This window comes from Streptomyces sp. NPDC054841 (genome assembly GCF_053611045.1).
Window position 1 is genome coordinate 1 of sequence record NZ_JBSGZO010000040.1, and the last position, 18154, is coordinate 18154.

The window sequence follows — 18154 nt, forward strand, 5'->3', positions numbered from 1 at the left end:
GATGCCCGTACCGACTTCGATGTCATCCACGCCGCCGCCTCCGCGATGGGAGTCGACCTCGGTTGCCCAACCCCGGCCGACGCGCTCGCCGAGTGCGGACGGGTCGCGCCGGTCTTCGCCGGTCTCTCCCATGACCGGCTGGACCGGGAGGGCGCCATCCCGTGGCCTTGCCCGGATCCCGACCGCCCGGGGGAAGCCACGTTGTACGCGGAGAGCTTCGCCACGCCGGACGGGCGGGCCCACCTTGCCGCGGCCCCTTACCTCCCACCCGGTGAACAGCCCGACGACGACTATCCGCTGGTCCTGGTCACCGGGCGGCGCTGGGCCCACTACAACTCCGGCAGCATGACCCGCCGCGGCGGCAACCTCGCACTCGATCCCGTCGACTTCCTCGACCTCCACACCGACGACGCCATCCGGTACGACGTGAGGGACGGCGCGCGGGTCACAGTGGAGAGTCGGCACGGGCGGGCCCGGCTCATCGCCCGGGTCAGCGAACAGACTGCCCCCGGCCAGGTCTTCTGCTCCTTCCACTTCCCCGCGAGCGGAGTGAACCGCCTCACCTCCGACCACGCGGACACCGTCACCTCCTGCCCCGAGTACAAGGTCACCGCGGTACGCGTGGCCGCACCGTGACCGCATCCCGCCAAGGTGTCGACGATGGGTACCGGAACCCCCGTACTGACACCCGGTGACGGGGGCCGCGGGCAAACGTCCCCCGGCGGGACGAGCGGCCCGGCAGTACAGACCCTGCCGACCGGGCGCGTCTTCACCGCCCTGGACACCTCGCCACGGGGACTGACGTCGGCGGAAGCGGCGGCGCGGCGGGACCGGTTCGGTGCCAACGAGCTGCCGCGCGCCGAGCGGAGGGGGCTGTGGCGAGACCTCGCCAGCCAGTTCACCGACCTCTTCGCCGTCGTGCTGCTCGTCGCGTCGGCGATCACGTTCCTGGCCTACGGGCTTCAGGAGCCCCGTGACGTGGGCACCTTGCAGCTGGCCGTGGCCATTCTGGGTGTCGTGGTGCTGAACGCGGCCATCGGTTTCGCACAGGAGTACTCGGCCGAGCGGACGGCGGAGTCGCTGCAGGCGATGGTGCCACACACCTGCCGAGTGCTCCGCGACGGGGAACGGCAGGAGCTGCCCGCGCGTGACCTGGTGCCCGGAGACGTCGTCGTCCTGGAAGCCGGGGACGCGGTGTCGGCGGACTGCCGCCTCGTCGAGGCGCACGAGGTCTCGGTGAACAACGCGGCCCTGACAGGGGAGAGCGACGCCGTCGGGCGGGCCGGTGAACCGGTGGCGGGCGGCCCGGTGCTTCAGGCCCGCAACTGCGTCTTCATGGGCACCGATGTCGTGGCGGGCTCCGCGAAGGCCGTGGTGTTCGCCACCGGTGCGGCAACGGAGTTCGGGCGGATCTTCCGGCTCGCCGCAGCAGCGCCGCGGCAGAAAACCCCGCTGCAGCGCCAGGTCGCCTCGATGGCCCGTCGGGTGGCCGGCGCGGCGCTGGCGATCGGGGCGGCCCTGTTCGCAGTGCGCGTGCCCACCGGGCAGCCGCTCGTGGAGACCTTCGTGTTCGCCCTCGGGGTGATGGTCGCGCTCGTACCCGAAGGGCTGCCCGCGACGCTGTCGGTGTCGCTGGCGATCGGCGTCAGGCGCATGGCCCGTCGGCACGCGCTCGTCAAGCAGCTGCTGGCGGTGGAGGCGCTCGGCTCCACCACCGTCGTGTGCACGGACAAGACCGGGACACTCACCCAGGCGGAGATGACCGTCGTCCAGGTGTGGGCCGGCGGTGTGCCGCATGCCGTGTCCGGGGTGGGGTATGCGCCGGTCGGCGACGTGGCCGATCCCGGGCCGGTGCGCGAACTGCTCCGGGCAGCGGGGCTGTGCTGCAACGCCCGGCTGGTCCCTCCGTCGGACCGCGAGGGATGGCGGGTGCTCGGCGACACGACCGAGGGGGCGCTGCTCGTCGCTGCGGCGAAGGCCGGTGTGGAGCTTGCCGCCGAGGAAGCCGCCGCGCCCCGCGTGGCGGAGTACCCCTTCGACTCGGCCCGCAAGCTGATGAGCACCGTGCACAAGACCCCCGACGGGTACCGCGCCTACGTCAAAGGCGCCCCCCAGGAGCTCTTGGCCCGCTGCACGGCCATCGACTGGAGAGGTGAGCGGCAGCCGCTGACCGATGCACTGCGCGCGGCGGTGACCGCCGCCAACGACCAACTGGCCTCCCAAGGGCTGCGCGTGCTGGCGGCAGCATCGCGGCCCCTGGCCGACGCCCACCCCTCCTCCCAGCACAAGGTCGAATCGGAGCTGACACTTCTGGGCCTCGTCGGCATGCTCGACCCGCCGCGGCCGGAAGTCAGCGACGCCGTCGACGCCTGCCGACGGGCCGGGATCCGCATCGTCATGGTCACCGGAGACCACCCGCTGACCGCAGAGGCCGTCGCCCGCCGCGTAGGAATCGTGCGGCAGCCCGCGCCCGCCGTCGCGACCGGCACCCGGCTGGACGCGCTCGACGACCCCGGACTTGACGGCCTGCTCGCCGACTCGGGCGAGCTGCTGCTGTGCCGGGTCAGCCCCGAACACAAGATGCGAGTGGTCACCGCCCTGCAGCGGCGCGGCGAGGTCGTCGCGGTCACCGGCGACGGCGCCAACGACGCGCCTGCCCTCAAGCACGCGGACATCGGCGTGGCGATGGGTGCCTCCGGCACGGACGTCGCACGGGAAGCCGCGGTCATGGTGCTGCTGGACGACTCCTTCGCCTCCATCACCACGGCGGTGCGGCTCGGCCGGTCGGTCTACCAGAACATCCGCAAGTTCCTCATCTACCTCTTCAGCCACAACATCGCCGAGCTCGTACCGATCCTGGCCGCAACCTTCGCCGGGTTCCCCCTGGTGCCCATCACCGCCGTACAGATCCTGGCGATCGACCTCGGCTCCGACGTCCTGCCCGCCCTGGCGCTCGGCGCCGAGCCCCCCGAGCCCGACGTCATGGACCGCCCGCCGCGCTCCCGCCGCGAAAGGCTCTTCTCCGCCACCGTGATGGGACGCATCCTCTTCCTGGGCGGCATCCAGGCCCTCGGCGTGACCGCCGTGTTCTTCTGGCACATCCACACCTCCGGAATCCCGTACTCCGACTTCACCGAGGACAACACCGTCTACCGGGAGGCGATCACCATGGTCCAGGCAGGGATCGTGGTCAGTCAGTTCTTCAACGCGCTGGCCGTGCGCACCGACCGACAGAGCGTGTTCCGGATCGGGCTTCTGTCCAACCCGTGGCTGCTCGCCGCCGGCTGCTTCGGCATCGCCCTGATGACTGCCGTCAGTTACCTGCCCCCGCTGCAGGCTCTCTTCAACACCGCGCCGCTGGACGCCGCCGACTGGGCGGTCCTCGCCGGCTTCGGAGTACTGCTGCTGGCAGCCGAGGAGACCCGCAAATGGTGGCTGCGCCGCCGCCGGCCGACGAACTCGAAGGGAGAAACGAGATGAGAGTGATCATCGCGGGCTGCGGGCGCGTGGGATCCACACTCGCCGTCCAGCTCGTCGCCGAAGGCCACGACGTGCAGCTCATCGACCGCAGCCCCAAGACCCGCAAGCGCCTGCCCGACAACTTCCCCGGCCAGTTCTACGAAGGCAACGGGTACAGCCGCGCCGTGCTCGAAGCCGCCGGAATCGAGCACGCAGACGCGTTCGTCGCCGTCACCTCTGGGGACAACAGCAACATCGTCAGCGCCCGGACGGCCAAGGAGACCTACCGTGTCCCCATCGTCCTCGCCCGCATCTACGACCCCCGCCGCGCCGACATCTACCGCGAACTCGGCATCCCCACCATCGCCAGCGTCCGCTGGACGGTGCACCAGATCCACCAGATGCTGCTGCATCGCCACCTCACGCCAGAACTCACCTTCGGCAACGGCGAAACCCTGCTCGTCCGCTCCGAGCTCCCTGACTACCTCACCGGGCGCCGGCTGACCGAGCTCGACGTCGACGGTGAGATCCGCGTCGTGGAAGTCACCCGCGCGGGCCGCTCTCTCGTGCCCGCCCACAGCACCCCCGCCGAACCAGGCGACCTGATCACCTTCGCCGTCGCCGCCACCGCACTCGGCCGCCTGCGCGGCTTCCTGGACAAGGAACTCGGGACATGAAGGCCCTCATCGCCGGCGCCGGCCGCTTGGGCACCCAGATCGCCCAGGTCCTCGCCGCCGCCCGCAACGACGTCACCCTCGTCGACATCGACGAGGACCGCATCGCCGAACTCGAAGGCCACCTTCCCGTACGCCTCATGGCCGGGGACGCCTGCGAGCCCGCCTTCCTCGAACACGCGGGCGCACACACCGCCGACCTCATCATCGCCACCACCGGCAACGACGAGGACAACCTCGTCATCAGCCTCCTCGCCAAGCGGCAGTTCGCCGTCCCCCGCGTCGCGGCACGCGTCAACGACGCGGAGAACACCTGGCTCTTCGACCAGAACTGGGGCGTCGACACCGCCGTACCCGCCGCCACGCCTCTCATCTCCCTCATCGAGGAAGCCACCGGCGCCACGGACACCGTGGCCCTCCTGCGTCTGAGCAAAGCGGGCGTCGACGTGATCGAAACCGCCATCACACCCCAGTCCCGCGCCGCAGGCCGCACACTCGCCGAGATCACCCTCCCCACAGGCACCGTCATCGCCACCGTCATCCGCGAAGGCCAACCCACCGTCCCCACCCCCGAGATGCAGCTCCAGCCCGGCGACGAACTCCTCGTCGTCTCCCACGCCGCCACCGAACAGGAGATCCACGCCGCCTTCCAGTAGCGGCCACGGGCCCCGGCCAGGCCCACGGCTCACAGCCGGGCGGTCACAGGCAGTGCGCGAGGACGAACGAGCAGAGGTGCGTGGCGGGGCCCCGCCGGGTCCCAGCCGCCGACCGCGCGAGTGAGTCGTACGCCGAGACCGGCCGATCAGCCGTCGAGCAGGGATCAGCCGTCGAGCAGCGGAGCCTTCTCCGTGCCGTGGAAGACCTGCGGCACTTTCCGTGCGGCGTCGACCACAGCAGCCAAATCCGACAGCTCCTGCGTGAGCTGCCAGAACAGGTCGTCGAAGGCGATCATGCCGATGAGGCGTCCCTCGGCCACCACTGGAAGGTGACGCACCTGGACCGACCGCATGATGAGGATGGCAACCGCTACGGCGGTATCTGCCTCCACGGTCACCGGGTCAGTGGACATGACCTCCTTCACCGGGGTCTGCGGCGACCGGCCCCGGGCCATCGCCCGAACAACCAGGTCCCGATCAGTGACGACGCCGATCACCCGGTCACCGTCGACCACGGGAAGGGCTCCGACGCCTGTATCAGCCATGTGCCGTGCGGCATTCTCGAGCGACTCCGTCCCCGGCACACAAGCCGGCGGCGTATTCATCATGTACTGAATTTGCATACTGGACACCCCCCTTGGAAGGCGTCGAGCCGGCGCGCCCGGTGGCACTTGACGACGCCGGGTCGTCGTCGGCGACGTGGACAATGCGCTCCTACAGCCCCTGCGACAGCAGCAGCTCATGGGCCAGCCGAGCGCCGCGCGCCGGTTGGCCCTCCCGCTCCGCGTCCTGCGACGGAATCTCCTCAAGGCCCTCGGCGAGTGCCCTGATGGCACCGGCGAGCGTCTCCACCTGCGATTCCAGGAGGCGCACGCGTTCGTCCGTGCTCTGCGGTACCTGTCCTGATCCGCTGTTCCCTGTCGTCATCATCAGCCTCCGCAGCAATCGAAACGAGGAGTCCTCTCTTGGTGTGCACCTTTCCAGACTCGTCTTCCAGGGAAGTCCTTGCAGAGGGCCGAAGGTCCCTCCCTGGAGACGTCCGGCCCATCACCGGTCAGTGGCGAAGCACCGTCGAGACACCGGTCGTGGGCGACGTCCGCTTCGGCCGGGGCTGCGACTGGCCTTGATCGCCCAGGCGCCGACGGTCATGCGTACCCGCCGCATCGCGACGGACCCGTCCGGCCGCAGCCCTGCCCCGTTCAGTACCCCCTGTACGCCTCCTGCCGCGCCCCTGCGGCCGCTATGGCATCCACGACCGCTTGGTGCGGACCGGCGCTCATGAGCTGCCTCGCCGTAGGCACCCGGGTTCCCGGCTCTCGCGTGTCGGGCACGGCCGCACCGGCCCGTGCCAGGATCCTTGCCCCATGATCGCCGATGCCACGACGCCCTGCGCTCCCTGCTCGAACGCGGAAGGGGCTGTGCCGTGAAGGCATCCGAGTACATGATGTCGCCGGTGGTGACGGTGCACCCGGATACCTCGGCGGCGCAGGCCGCCCGCCGCATGCGCCAGGACTCGGTCGGCTGCCTGCTGGTCGTCGATGACGGCGACCTGCGCGGCATCGTCACCGACCGCGACCTGGTAGTGCGGTGTCTGGCCCTCGACGTCACCCCGGGGGCTCCCGTCTCGCAGCTGATGACGCCCTCCGTGATCACACTCAGGTCCACCGACGACATTCAGACCGCCTACCGGACTTTCCGCAGATCCGGCGTGCGCAGGCTGCCCGTCATGGACGAGAACGGGCACGTCGCCGGGCTCCTGACCATCGACGACCTCTTCCTCGACGTCTTCCAACGCCTCGCCGACGTACTCGGACCGGTCGCGTGGACGGTACTGCGCGATCCACCCGACTCATAGGCACCCCCCTTCGTCCTGCGACCGGGTCCCGCAGACCGGACATGAGCGCCGCTCCCAGCGACACTGCTCGGTGTCGGGGCGATGAACCACCAGTGGTTCCTGCCACCGGACTCCTCCCGCGGTGCGGCCGCCACCAGGTCGCCTTCGACGGCGGGTCCGCGCCGGCCCGGCCCTGCGCTCGCCTCGGATCCGTCGATGCCGACCACCAGTGGAACGCCACGGTTGTCACCTCCTCCTCGTGCGGACTCCGTACCGTCCTGGCCCTGCCGCACTCCTCCGCATGCGCCGCAGGAAGGTTTGGGGTACTCCTCAAATGAGAAGGGGCCGTGCTCCGATCGGTCCCGGACGCGACCGTCACCGTGCGGCCCGGTTCTGGCTCGGCGACTCTGGAGGCAGGAGCAGGCGTCGGGAGGAGCGCCCATGCGCTGGGAGACGATCCATAAGGAGACCGTGCCGGGCGTCGCACCGAATCTTGCCGACTACGAACAGGCTCGTTCCGGTTTCACCTGGTCGCAGGCGCGCAACGAGCTGGCCGGTCTGCCCGGCGGCGGGCTGAACATCGCGCACGAGGCGGTCGACCGGCATGCCGGCCAGGGCCACGGAGACAAAGTCGCGCTGCGGTGCATCGCCCGTGACAGCGCCGTCTCGACGGTCACCTACGCCGAGCTGGCCCGCCGTACGGCCCGCTTCGCGAACGTCCTGCGATCGCTCGGCGTCGGCCAGGGCGACCGGGTGTTCACCCTGCTCGGCCGCTGTCCCGAGCTCTACACGGCGGTGCTGGGCACACTGAAGAACACCAGCGTGCTGTGCCCGCTCTTCTCCGCATTCGGCCCCGACCCCGTCGAGCAGCGGCTGAGTCTCGGCGATGCCCGGCTCCTGGTCACCACCGCGGCCCTGTACCGGCGGAAGGTGGCGGAGCGCCGGTCGTCGCTGCCCGGCCTCGACCATGTACTCGTCGTGGGGCCCGGCGCGGAGGAGCTGCCCGGCGCGGTCTCCTTCGACGAACTGATGTCCGCCGCCCCGGACACTTTCACGATCCCGCCCACCTCACCCGACGACATGGCTCTGCTGCACTTCACGAGCGGAACCACCGGCACGCCCAAGGGTGCGGTCCATGTCCACGAGGCCGTGGTGGCCCACTACGCCACGGCCGCGTACGCGCTCGATCTGCACCCCGAGGACGTGTACTGGTGCACCGCCGACCCCGGCTGGGTCACGGGCATGTCGTACGGCATCATCGCCCCGCTCGTCCACGGCGTGACGGTCGTTGTCGACGAAGGCGACTACGACGCCCGGCGCTGGTACCGGATCCTCGGCGAACAGCGGGTCAGTGTCTGGTACACCGCACCCACGGCCCTGCGGATGCTCATGCGCGCCACGCCCCGCCAAGGCCCGTACGACCTGCCGCGCTCGTACGACCTGTCCGCCCTGCGCTTCATCGCCTCCGTTGGCGAGCCCCTCAACCCCGAGGCGGTGGTGTGGAGCCAGGACGTGCTGGATCTTCCGGTGCACGACAACTGGTGGCAGACCGAGACCGGCTGCATCATGATCGCGAACTTCGCGGCGTGCGACATCCGGCCCGGCTCGATGGGACGCCCGCTGCCGGGTGTCGAGGCGGCCGTGCTGGAGCGAGGCGAGGACGGCCGAGCGCTGATCACCGACGGCCGGGTGACGGTGGTCGAGAGCCCCGGCGTCGAGGGTGAGTTGGCGTTGCGGCCGGGCTGGCCGTCCATGTTCCGCGGCTATCTGCATGACAAGGAGCGTTACGAGGCCGCGTTCGCCGACGGCTGGTACCTGACCGGCGACCTGGCCCGGCGGGATGCGGACGGCTGGTACTGGTTCGTGGGGCGCGCCGACGACGTCATCAAGTCGGCCGGACATCTGATCGGCCCGTTCGAGGTGGAGAGCGCGCTGATGGAGCACTCGTCGGTCGCGGAGGCAGGAGTGATCGGCCGGCCTGACCCTGTCGCCGGGAACATCGTCAAAGCGTTCGTGTCGCTGCGCCCCGGCATCGAACCGACCCCGGAACTGGAGCGGGAATTGCTCGCCTTCTCCCGGCGCAGGCTGGGTCCTGCTGTCGCGCCCCGGGAGATCGCCTTCGACCAGAACCTGCCGAAGACCCGCAGCGGCAAGGTCATGCGCCGACTGCTGCGTGCGCGTGAACTCGGGCTGCCGACAGGCGACTTGTCGACCTTGGAGGGATCCGCATGACCCTGCCCCGCGGCACCCGCACCCGGAAGGCCTCCGCAACGTCGAAGCCTGCGAAGAAGGCCACGGCGAACAAGCAGAGCGCGAGAACCAAAGCGCGCGCCGAGCGGCAGGACACAGAGCACAGGGTGGACCTGCTGGGAGCCATGCTCCGCATCCGGCGTTTCGAGGAGCGTTGCGTCGAGCTGTACAGCGCCGCCAAGATCCGCGGCTTCGTCCACCTCTACATCGGCGAAGAGGCGGTCGCCGTCGGAGTCAACGAGGCCCTGAACCCCGAGGACGCGGTGGTCTCCACGTACCGTGAGCACGGCCACGCGCTCGCCCGCGGCATCCCCGCCGAGGCCGTGATGGCCGAGATGTACGGCAAGACGACCGGCTGCAGCGGCGGCCGCGGCGGGTCCATGCACCTGTTCGACGCGAGCCGCCGCTTCTACGGCGGCAGCGCGATCGTCGCCGGCGGGCTGCCGCTGGCCGCGGGTCTGGCACTCGCCGACCGGATGCGCGGACTGCCCCGCGTCACCTGCTGCTTCTTCGGCGACGGCGCCTTCGCCGAGGGCGAGTTCCACGAGACGGCGAACCTCGCAGCCCTGTGGAACCTGCCGCTGTTGCTCGCCTGCGAGAACAACCTGTACGCCATGGGCACCGCGCTCGCCCGGGAGCACGCGCAGACCGACCTGGCGATGCGCGCCGCCTCCTACGGCATGCCCGCCTGGGCCGTGGACGGCATGGACGTCGAAGCCGTCGAGCAGGCCGCCCGCCGAGCCGCCGAGGGCATCCGGGCCGGCACCGGACCCCACTTCCTGGAGCTGCGCACGTACCGCTTCCGCGCCCACTCCATGTACGACCCGGACCGCTACCGGGACAAGGCGGAGGTCGAGCAGTGGAAGACCCGGGACCCGATCGCCCGGCTCATCGACCGCATGCGCGAGCAGGGCCAGCTGGGCGACGAGGAACTCACCCGGATCGAGCAGCAGGTCACCGACGAGGTCGACCGCGCCGTCGAAGCGGCCGAGCAGGCGCCCGAAGAACCGGTCGAAGACCTGCTGCGCCATGTCACCAGTGCTCCGGCGGAGGTGAGCTGATCATGGGCGCCGGCGGGCAGCCCCAGGAACAGAAGACGACCTACCGAGAGGCGATGCGGGAGGCTCTGCGCGATGCCCTGCGCTCCGACGACCGCGTCTTCCTCATGGGCGAGGACGTGGGCCGGTACGGCGGATGCTTCGGCGTGAGCCTCGGCCTGCTGGAGGAGTTCGGGCCGGAACGGGTCCGCGACACCCCGCTCTCGGAGTCCGCGTTCGTGGGTGCGGGCATCGGTGCGGCGCTGGCCGGGTTGCGGCCGATCGTCGAGATCATGACCGTGAACTTCAGCCTGCTCGCCCTCGACCAGATCCTCAACAACGCGGCGACGCTGCTGCACATGTCGGGTGGCCAGCTGCCCGTGCCGCTGGTGATCCGCATGACGACGGGCGCGGGACGGCAGCTCGCCGCACAGCACTCGCACAGCCTGGAGGGCTGGTACGCCCATATCCCCGGCATTCGTGTGGTGGCTCCGGCCACCATCGAGGACGCCCGCCACATGCTGGCCCCCGCGTTGGCCGACCCCGACCCGGTGCTGATCTTCGAGCACGGAAGTCTCTACAACGCCTCCGGCGAACTCGCCCCGCCCGCCGCCCCCGTGGACCTGGACCACGCCGCGATCCGCAGGCCCGGCACCGACATCTCCCTGATCACGTACGGGGGTTCGCTGCCCAAGACCCTCGCTGCGGCGGACGAGCTTGCCACCGACGGCATCGACGCCGAGGTGATCGACCTCCGCACGCTCCGGCCACTCGACGACGCGGCCATCACCGCCTCTGTAACCCGTACCCACCGCGCAGTGGTCATCGACGAGGCATGGCGCACCGGCAGCCTCGCCGCAGAGGTGTCCGCCCGCATCGCCGAGGGGTCGTTCTACGAACTGGACGCCCCCGTGGAGCGGGTGTGCAGCGCGGAGGTCCCCATTCCATACGCCAGGCGACTTGAGGAGGCGGCCTTGCCGCAGACCGCCGACATCGTGGCAGCGGCGCACCGGGCGGTGGACTGACCATGGGCGAGTTCACCATGCCGTCCCTGGGCGCCGACATGGACGAGGGCACGCTCCAGGAATGGCTGGTGCAGCCCGGTGACCCGGTCCGGAAAGGCGATCCCGTCGCGGTCGTCGAAACCGCCAAGTCCACGATCGAGGTGGAGTGCTTCGAAACCGGGACGATGCGGAAGCTGCTCGTCGAGCCAGGCACGACGGTGCCGGTAGGCACCGTGCTCGCGCTGATCGAGCCGACCGCAGAAGAACCCAAGAAACGCGAGAAGGTTCGCAAGGCCGAAAAGGCCGAGGGGAAACGACCGGTCCGGCACGCACCGAAGCGCGCGACGCCCCCCACCCGGCCGGAACCCGCCCCGGTTCCGGTGCCGTCCGCTGCCCACGAACGGGGGTACACCGAAGCGGGCCCCTTGCTCCGGCACCTCGCGGAGCGCAGCGGCATCGACCTGGAGACCCTCCAAGGATCCGGGCCAGGAGGGCGTGTCACCCGAACCGACATCGAGCGCGCGGCCACAGCCGTCGGGGCTGCCGCTCCCCCACCGCGCGTACGGGCCACCCCGCTCGCCCGACGGCTGGCCGCCGAACTGGACGTCGACCTGGCCGCAGTGGCCGGGACGGGCACCGACGGCGCCGTCCGCGCCGCCGACGTGCGCGAGGCAGCCCCGGGACCAGCAACCGCAGCCCCATCCACGCGCCACGTCGCCACCCCGGTACATCCTGCCGAGGACCGGGCAGCCGCGATGCGCCAGGCGATCGCCGGCCTGATGACCCGCGCCAACCGGGACATCCCGCACTACTACCTGTCCACGACCATCGACATGGCCACAGCCATGGACTGGCTGCACGAGCACAACCGGCGCAGCCCGGTCGGCGAACGGCTGCTTCCCGCAGCCATGCTGCTCAAGGCCGCAGCCCGCGCGGCGAGGGAAGTCCCCGAGCTCAACGGCTTCTGGACCGACGACCGCTTCACGGCCGGCGGCGGCGTGCACCTCGGCGTGGCGATATCCCTGCGCGACGGCGGGCTCGTTGCCCCCGCCCTGCACGATGCCGACACTCTCCGACTCCCGCAGCTCATGTCCGCTCTGAAGGACCTGGTCGCCCGCGCCCGCACGGGTCGGCTGCGCGGATCCGAAGTAGCCGACTCCACGATCACGGTCACCAACCTCGGCGATCAGGGCGTGGAAACCGTCTTCGGCGTGATCTACCCGCCACAAGTCGCCCTCGTCGGCTTCGGACGGGTCGTCGAGCGCCCGTTCGCTGTCGACGGCCTGCTCGGCGTGCGGCCCGTGGTCACAGCCACCCTGTCCGCCGACCATCGCGCGACGGACGGCGCCGTCGGAGCCCGCTACCTGACAGCGACCGACCGCCTGTTGCAGAACCCGGAGCAGCTGTGAACCGAGCCGAAGCACTGGATGCCGTCAAGGAATCGATCGCCGGCATCGTCCCCGATGCCGACTTCGCCACTCTGGGGCCCGACGACTCGTTCCGCGACGCTCTGGAGATGGACTCGCTGGACTTCCTTGGTTTCGTCGAGACCCTCAGTGAACGGACCGGCGTCCGTATCGAGGACGAGGACACGCCGCAGCTCACCACGCTGTCCAGCAGCGCCGACTTCCTCGTCGCCCGCACGAGGTGAGGTGCCACGGCGATCCACGGACGTCGCCCGCTTCTCGGCGCCGGAGCCGTGGGCGGCGGAGACAACCGTCACGCTCACCGCCGGGACGTGGTCATTTCGCCGCGCAGACGACCTCGACGAAGTGACCAACCTGTTCCTCCGGCAGGCGACGTGCGAGATCCGCCTCGCTGATCATGCCCACCAGGCGATGGTTCTCTATGACCGGCAGCCGCCGGATCTTGTGCTCCTCCATGGCCCGAAGGACCTGATCCGTGTCGGCTTCGGCGTCGATCGTGATCGGCTTTCCCTGCTCGAGCATGCCCGCAGTCATGGTCTTCGGGTCCTTGCCCCTGGCCAGACACTTCACCACGATGTCGCGGTCCGTGATGATCCCGTGCAGCCGGTCGTCCGGCCCGCAGATGGGGAGGGCTCCGACGTCCAGCTCGCTCATCCGGCGCGCCGCGTCCTCGAGCGTTTCGCTCTCCTGGATGCAGGTGGCACCGGCGTGCATGATCTCCCGTGCAGTGGTCATGGCCATCTCCTTCGAGCCTCGAGATCTGCGCGGGGAAGCCCAGAGAGCTGGCCCGCTCCGACCGGAACTCCGTAAGGCCAGTGTGGGTTCGTCGCATCCCGTACGCATGCCGGCGAGGAGGAGGCAACCCACCACTGTGCCCTTACTCCGCGAAGGCCGACGGCCAGGTCACGGCTGCTCCGGTGCGGCCCGTGCCGGATGCGGCTGACCAGACCCACCTCTCGGCCCTGACCACCGTGACCGGCGAGGGCCGAGCGGCAACCGAGTGGACACAGCGGGCCCGAGCGGCCCTGGCAGCGAGGCCGATGGGCACTGGTGTCCTTCCCGGTGCGCGTGGAGAGTAGATGAGTCACAGGAGGTGAGCCACGGTGATGTACTGGAATGGTAGCTGGGCCTGGATGACCCTGATGCCCCTGTTGTGGATCGCGTTGACCGGTCTTGTGGTGTGGGCGGTCGTGCGGCTGACGCAGCACTCGGCTGGTCGCCACGACGCCACGGACCCCCGGAAGACACCGAGGGAAGCGCCAGAGGAGATCCTTGACCGCCGCTTCGCCTCCGGCGAGATCGACGCGGACACGTACTCAGAGGCACGCAAACGCCTCGCCGCCCACCGGCCGGGGCCCCGGTGACCAGGCCGCACAGCCGCTGGCTGCCACTTACCGTGCTGGTCGCCGCGGTGGCCACACTGATCGCCTCGATCGTGTGGGTCGCCGGCAGCGACTTCGGGCGGCCCGGTCCCACGGCGATGATGGGCGCGGTCTCCCGCGACGGCCCCGTACGCAGCCTGACCGAAGCCGACCGCGCGGCCGGGCGCTTCGCCGATCGATGGGACCTGCGTGTCGGGGAAGTCATGGAGTTCAGCAACGGCTACTACGCCGAACTCCTCGACCCCGACGGCAAGGGCGCCACCGAGGTCCTCATCGACCCGGAGAGCGGCGCCGTGCAGCTGGAATTCGGCCCGGCCATGATGTGGAACACCGCCTACGGGATGATGCCCGCCCGCAACCGGACCGGCGCCACGACAATCGAGCCCGGCCAGGCCGTGCGGATCGCCGACCGGTGGCTGCGGGAGCACCGTCCCGGACTGCACGCGGCTGACCCCGAGTCGTTCCCCGGCTACTACACCCTGCACACCCTGCGCGGCGGCGACATCGTCGGCATGCTCTCCGTCAACGCCCGTACCGGCGCGGTCTGGTACCACACCTGGCACGGACGATTCATCCAGATGCAAGAGCACCCGGATCCCCGGTAACGCGCTCCTTCTGCAGCGGCAGGACGGCATCTTGAGCCGCCGCGTCCTGCTCGTCCTCGACGCCCTGCGTGCCACGTCGAACGCTCCTGCCGGCAAAAGGGCCGGGGCAGTCCGTCGGACGTCCAGGGCCGGCGCGGACTGCACTTTGACCGGGCGCGGGTCTTCTGAGTGACGCGCGGATCGCGACGGCCTACGTCGTCCCGCCCCCCTGCGCGGCACAGGAGGGTCACCGTCGGGAGGGACTGCGGGTGGGTTCAGCGGCGCAGGATCTCCAGGGTGTGCTCGAGGTCGGCCGGCCGGGGCCGGTTGTGCGGCAGCTTGGCCAGGAGGGCGGCCATACCGCATGTGTTGGTGAGGGCGGAGAAGACGAGCCCGCCGGCGACGCCCGCCGAGAGCAGGTACCAGGCCGGGTGGAGCAGCCCGAGGCTCAGACCCGCCAGCACGAGCGAGCCAGCGGTGAAACGGACTTGGCGCTCCATGGACCAGGTCCTGCGAGTGGGGCCGTCGGGGCCGTGGACTTCATGACCTTCGGCCGCCCAGGCATTCGTACCCCCGGCCAGTGTCGCGGCGGGGATGCCGTGTTCGGCGAGGAGCGCGCAGGCGCTGTCGGACCGGGCTCCCGAGGCACAGACCATGAGGAGGTCGGCATGTTCCGCGGCCTCCCTGATCTCGGGCAGCGCGCGGTCGAGCAGATCGAGTGGGATGTTGAGTGCGCCGGACAGGTGGCCCGAGGCGTATTCGGCGGGGGTGCGGACGTCGATGACCGTGAGCTCGTGCAGTCGTGGGCGGACCTGGTCGGGGGTGAGTGCGGCGGTCGTGTTCATGTCGGGTGTCATCCTTGGGATTGGCTGAGGGAAACCCCGAGGGGGTAAATTACCCCCAGGGGTATACACAGGGAGTTGTCGTGGAACTGGATCTGGCGGGTGCTGAACTGAGGGCCGTGCTGAACCGGCTGCGCCGGGCTCAGGGCCAGATCGCCGGCGTGATCCGGATGATCGAGGAAGGGCGTGACTGCGAGGAGGTCGTGACACAGCTCGCCGCCGCCTCGCGCGCCCTCGACCGGGCAGGATTCGCGATCATCGCCACGGGCCTGCAGCAGTGCCTCACCGACATGGAGACCGGGAAGGCGAACGGGGAGGACCGGGAGCAGATGCGTACGCGGCTGGAGAAGCTCTTCCTGTCGCTTGCCTGACACGCTTCCGGTACGCATCGCGCCGCCCCTCATACGAAGCTGCCGATCAACATGAGGCCGGCGACCGCCAGCAGGACGCGGGCGAACATCCGCCGGAGCGTTGCGGGCTTCACCTTCCCCGACCAGCGTTTGCCGTCCCAGGCGCCGAGGATCGCGGCCCCGGTGAAGGGCGCAACGACGGACCAGTCGAGTGCGTCCGCCGTGCCGGTACGGGTGACCAGGGCAGCGAGCGCATTGACGGTGATCACCAGCAGGCTGGTGCCGACGGCGGTCCGCATCCGAAGGCCCAGCGTGGTGACCAGGGCCGGTACGGCGAGGAAACCGCCGCCCACGCCCAGCACTCCGGTGACGACTCCCAGTCCGGCCCCGGCTCCCGCCGCCCGGCCCTTGTGTACGGCACCGTCGGCCTCCGCCACGGCCGGATCCCGCAGCATCCGCACCGCCGCGAGAGCCGCGACGGCGGCGAACGCCCCGGTCAGCAGGGCCGGGGGCAGCCGTTCCGCAACCGCGCCGCCCAGTGCCGCAGGCCCCAGACCTGCGCCGGCGAAGAGCATTCCCGTGCCCCACCGGACGTTGCCGTCGCGAGCGTGCGCGTACAACCCTGTGGCGGCGGTGGCGGCGACGATGACGAGGCTCGCAGTGGTGGCCGCGGCCGGAGTGAAGCCAAGCAGGTAGATCAGCGCGGGGACGGCCAGCACGCTGCCACCACCCCCGAGGGCTCCGAGCGCGAGTCCGACAACGGCTCCGGCGGTCAGAGCGAGGAGCAAGGTACTCACGCGATCGAGCCTCCGGCACCGCGCCCGTCCACCACCGGCAGACCTTCCCGGGCCCAGGCGATCATGCCGCCTTTCACGTCCACGGCCGCCAGGCCCTGGGCGGCCAGCAGTTCCGCGGCGTCCCGGGAGCGGCGGCCGGAACGGCAGATCACCACCAGCGGCCGGCCGAGAGCGGGTGCGGGAAGCTCCGCTCCGATGGCGAGCGCGCTCAGCGGCAGATGGACGGCCCCCGGGGCGTGGCCCGCGTCCCATTCGTGCGCCTCGCGCACATCCAGCAGTACGGAACCGCCCGGGTCACGGGTGCGTTCGCGGGCCTCGGTGGGGTCCACCCGGCCGGGCCCTCGGCGGAAGAGGGACATACTCACTCCTGTTCACGAGTCGGTGGTGGAGGGGCGGTCGGCTTCGTCAGCTCTCCACGACGGGCAGCCCCGCCGCCCGAGCCGAGTCGAATCCGCCGTCCACGGCGACGACCTCATGGCCGGCCGCGTCCAGCAGGGAGGCGGCGATCCCGGCCCGCATCCCGCCGGCGCAGTGCACCCACACCGTCCCGCGCGGTATCTCCCGGATCCGCGCGCGCAGTTCATGCAGGGGTATGTGCAACGAACCCTCGATATGGGCCGACGCCCGCTCGGAGTCGCGCCGAACGTCGAGGACGACCGTCCCGTGGTCCGGGTCTCGGGCGGCGAGCCCGGCGAAGGTGGCGCGCGGGAAGGAGCGGGGCCGCTCGCCGTCGCGTACCCAGTCGGCCGGTGAGCCGGTGGCGGCTGCGGCAGGCCGGTCGATACCGACGCGTACGAGCTCCCGCTGAGCGTCGGCCAGCTGCTCGGCCGACTCTGCGAGCAGGGTGACCGGCTTGCCCCATGGAATCAGCCACGCCAGATAGGTGGCGAGCTGCCCCGCCGCCTCGAAGTTGAACGATCCGGCGACATGCCCCTCGGCGAAGGCGATACGGCTGCGGAGGTCGACCACCCATTCCCCGGCGGCCAGCCGCTCGGCGATCTCCTCGGCATCCGCGGCGGTCGGCGGGGTCAGGTCGACCGGCTCGGGCCCCCGCGCATTCAGCGGGCCCATGTGTGCGTAGTAGGCGGGGATGTCGTCCAAGGCGGCAAGGAGTTCAGCGACGAACGTGTCGGCATCCTTGACCAGCGCGTCGTTGGCGGACCGCTCCTTGCCGATGGTCGTGGCGTCCCCTTCGGCCTGCGCCGAGGAGCAGAAGCTGCCGAAGCCGTGGGTGGGCAGAACCGCCGTTTCATCGGGCAGTTCGTCCGCCAGCCGGTGCGCGGAGGCGTGCTGGGCGCGGGCCAGTCGTTCGGTGAGGCCCGGCTCGACCAGATCGGGGCGGCCGACCGTGCCGATGAGCAGCGAGCCCCCGGTGAAGGCGGCGACCGGCTCGCCGGCCTCCTCCAGGACGTACGCGGTGTGGTGCGGGGTGTGGCCGGGCGTGGCCAGCGCGCGCAGCACCAGGGCCGTGTCAATCTCCACCCGGTCCCCGTCGGCGACCGGGACCCGGGGGTACGAGACCCGGGCCCCGGCGGGCACCAGGTACTCGGCTCCGGTGAGGCGGGCCAGCTCCAGGCCGCCGGTCACGTAGTCGTTGTGCACATGCGTCTCGGCGACGTGCGTGATCCGCACGCCGCGGCCGGCCGCTGCCTCCAGGACCCGGTCGATGTCCCGCGGCGGATCGACCGCCACGGCGGCGTTCGCGCCGCCGGCCAGATAACTCCGGTTGCCGAGCCCAGAGACCTCAACGGTGTCGATGAAGAACACGGCTCCGCTCCATTCGCAGGTGATTTACCCCCGGGGGTATGCATTCACCGTAGCAGAATTACCCCCGGGGGTATTTCTGTGAGTGACTCGG

At 70.6% G+C, this 18154-nt stretch carries 20 protein-coding genes; 13 read left to right on the top strand and 7 right to left on the bottom strand.

Going from position 1 to position 18154, the window contains the following annotated elements:
- The 4 genes from ACWGI8_RS08695 to ACWGI8_RS08710 all read left to right on the top strand — a co-directional run.
- A partial coding sequence (locus tag ACWGI8_RS08695; RefSeq protein WP_453659398.1) for a molybdopterin oxidoreductase family protein occupies positions 1–636 on the top strand: 636 nt, incomplete at its 5' end.
- 24 nt (positions 637–660) lie between these two features.
- Positions 661–3480, top strand: coding sequence for a cation-translocating P-type ATPase (locus ACWGI8_RS08700; RefSeq protein WP_453659399.1), 2820 nt, complete (start codon positions 661–663; stop codon positions 3478–3480).
- Entirely contained in the window at positions 3477–4136 is a 660-nt protein-coding gene (locus tag ACWGI8_RS08705) for a potassium channel family protein (RefSeq protein WP_453659400.1), read from the top strand. The genes ACWGI8_RS08700 and ACWGI8_RS08705 overlap by 4 nt, the downstream gene beginning before the upstream one ends.
- Entirely contained in the window at positions 4133–4789 is a 657-nt protein-coding gene (locus tag ACWGI8_RS08710) for a potassium channel family protein (RefSeq protein ID WP_453659401.1), read from the top strand. The genes ACWGI8_RS08705 and ACWGI8_RS08710 overlap by 4 nt, the downstream gene beginning before the upstream one ends.
- 164 nt (positions 4790–4953) lie before the next feature.
- On the opposite strand, the gene ACWGI8_RS08715 is transcribed toward ACWGI8_RS08710, so the two are convergent.
- Together ACWGI8_RS08715 and ACWGI8_RS08720 are read right to left on the bottom strand one after the other, a co-directional pair.
- The gene (locus tag ACWGI8_RS08715; protein WP_453659402.1) at positions 4954–5532 is read right to left on the bottom strand and encodes a CBS domain-containing protein; all 579 of its coding nucleotides are present in this window, start codon (positions 5530–5532) and stop codon (positions 4954–4956) included.
- Complete coding sequence (locus ACWGI8_RS08720; RefSeq protein WP_453659403.1) at positions 5504–5662, bottom strand: hypothetical protein; 159 nt, start codon at positions 5660–5662, stop codon at positions 5504–5506. The genes ACWGI8_RS08715 and ACWGI8_RS08720 overlap by 29 nt, the downstream gene beginning before the upstream one ends.
- Before the next feature lie 550 nt (positions 5663–6212).
- On the opposite strand from ACWGI8_RS08720, the gene ACWGI8_RS08725 reads away from it, so the two are divergent.
- From ACWGI8_RS08725 to ACWGI8_RS08750, 6 genes are all read left to right on the top strand, one after another.
- A complete protein-coding gene (locus tag ACWGI8_RS08725) occupies positions 6213–6644 on the top strand; it encodes a CBS domain-containing protein (RefSeq protein WP_453659404.1) in 432 nt (143 codons plus the stop codon).
- 420 nt (positions 6645–7064) lie between these two features.
- Entirely contained in the window at positions 7065–8855 is a 1791-nt protein-coding gene (gene acsA, locus ACWGI8_RS08730) for an acetate--CoA ligase (RefSeq protein WP_453659405.1), read from the top strand.
- Positions 8852–9934 carry a pyruvate dehydrogenase (acetyl-transferring) E1 component subunit alpha gene (gene pdhA, locus ACWGI8_RS08735; protein ID WP_453659406.1) on the top strand — a complete coding sequence of 361 codons (1083 nt, stop codon included), beginning with the start codon at positions 8852–8854 and terminating at the stop codon, positions 9932–9934. The genes acsA and pdhA overlap by 4 nt, the downstream gene beginning before the upstream one ends.
- A 2-nt stretch (positions 9935–9936) precedes the next feature.
- Entirely contained in the window at positions 9937–10935 is a 999-nt protein-coding gene (locus ACWGI8_RS08740; RefSeq protein ID WP_453659407.1) for an alpha-ketoacid dehydrogenase subunit beta, read from the top strand.
- Between the two features lie 2 nt (positions 10936–10937).
- The gene (locus ACWGI8_RS08745; protein ID WP_453659408.1) at positions 10938–12323 is read left to right on the top strand and encodes a dihydrolipoamide acetyltransferase family protein; all 1386 of its coding nucleotides are present in this window, start codon (positions 10938–10940) and stop codon (positions 12321–12323) included.
- Positions 12320–12565, top strand: a complete 246-nt coding sequence (locus ACWGI8_RS08750) for an acyl carrier protein (RefSeq protein ID WP_453659409.1) — start codon at positions 12320–12322, stop codon at positions 12563–12565. The genes ACWGI8_RS08745 and ACWGI8_RS08750 overlap by 4 nt, the downstream gene beginning before the upstream one ends.
- A gap of 91 nt (positions 12566–12656) precedes the next feature.
- Here the strand turns inward: ACWGI8_RS08750 and ACWGI8_RS08755 are convergent, their stop codons facing one another.
- Positions 12657–13076, bottom strand: coding sequence for a CBS domain-containing protein (locus tag ACWGI8_RS08755; RefSeq protein WP_453659410.1), 420 nt, complete (start codon positions 13074–13076; stop codon positions 12657–12659).
- A 398-nt stretch (positions 13077–13474) separates the two neighbouring features.
- Here ACWGI8_RS08755 and ACWGI8_RS08760 point away from each other — a divergent pair, with 398 nt between their 5' ends.
- Both ACWGI8_RS08760 and ACWGI8_RS08765 read left to right on the top strand, forming a co-directional pair.
- The gene (locus tag ACWGI8_RS08760; protein WP_453659411.1) at positions 13475–13705 is read left to right on the top strand and encodes an SHOCT domain-containing protein; all 231 of its coding nucleotides are present in this window, start codon (positions 13475–13477) and stop codon (positions 13703–13705) included.
- A complete protein-coding gene (locus ACWGI8_RS08765; RefSeq protein ID WP_453659412.1) occupies positions 13702–14328 on the top strand; it encodes a hypothetical protein in 627 nt (208 codons plus the stop codon). Before ACWGI8_RS08760 ends, ACWGI8_RS08765 begins: the two co-directional genes overlap by 4 nt.
- 254 nt (positions 14329–14582) lie before the next feature.
- Here ACWGI8_RS08765 and ACWGI8_RS08770 read toward each other — a convergent pair whose 3' ends face one another.
- Entirely contained in the window at positions 14583–15152 is a 570-nt protein-coding gene (locus ACWGI8_RS08770; protein ID WP_453659413.1) for a rhodanese-like domain-containing protein, read from the bottom strand.
- 80 nt (positions 15153–15232) lie between these two features.
- Here ACWGI8_RS08770 and ACWGI8_RS08775 point away from each other — a divergent pair, with 80 nt between their 5' ends.
- Positions 15233–15520: a metal-sensitive transcriptional regulator gene (locus ACWGI8_RS08775; RefSeq protein WP_453659414.1), complete on the top strand. Its 288-nt coding sequence runs from the start codon at positions 15233–15235 to the stop codon at positions 15518–15520.
- Positions 15521–15549: 29 nt separating this feature from the next.
- Here ACWGI8_RS08775 and ACWGI8_RS08780 read toward each other — a convergent pair whose 3' ends face one another.
- The 3 genes from ACWGI8_RS08780 to ACWGI8_RS08790 are packed head-to-tail and all read right to left on the bottom strand — an operon-like array spanning position 15550 to position 18063.
- Positions 15550–16296: a sulfite exporter TauE/SafE family protein gene (locus ACWGI8_RS08780; protein WP_453659415.1), complete on the bottom strand. Its 747-nt coding sequence runs from the start codon at positions 16294–16296 to the stop codon at positions 15550–15552.
- Positions 16293–16655 carry a rhodanese-like domain-containing protein gene (locus tag ACWGI8_RS08785; protein WP_453659416.1) on the bottom strand — a complete coding sequence of 121 codons (363 nt, stop codon included), beginning with the start codon at positions 16653–16655 and terminating at the stop codon, positions 16293–16295. Before ACWGI8_RS08785 ends, ACWGI8_RS08780 begins: the two co-directional genes overlap by 4 nt.
- A 46-nt stretch (positions 16656–16701) precedes the next feature.
- Positions 16702–18063, bottom strand: coding sequence for a rhodanese-like domain-containing protein (locus ACWGI8_RS08790; RefSeq protein WP_453659417.1), 1362 nt, complete (start codon positions 18061–18063; stop codon positions 16702–16704).
- Between the last annotated feature and the right edge of the window lie 91 nt (positions 18064–18154).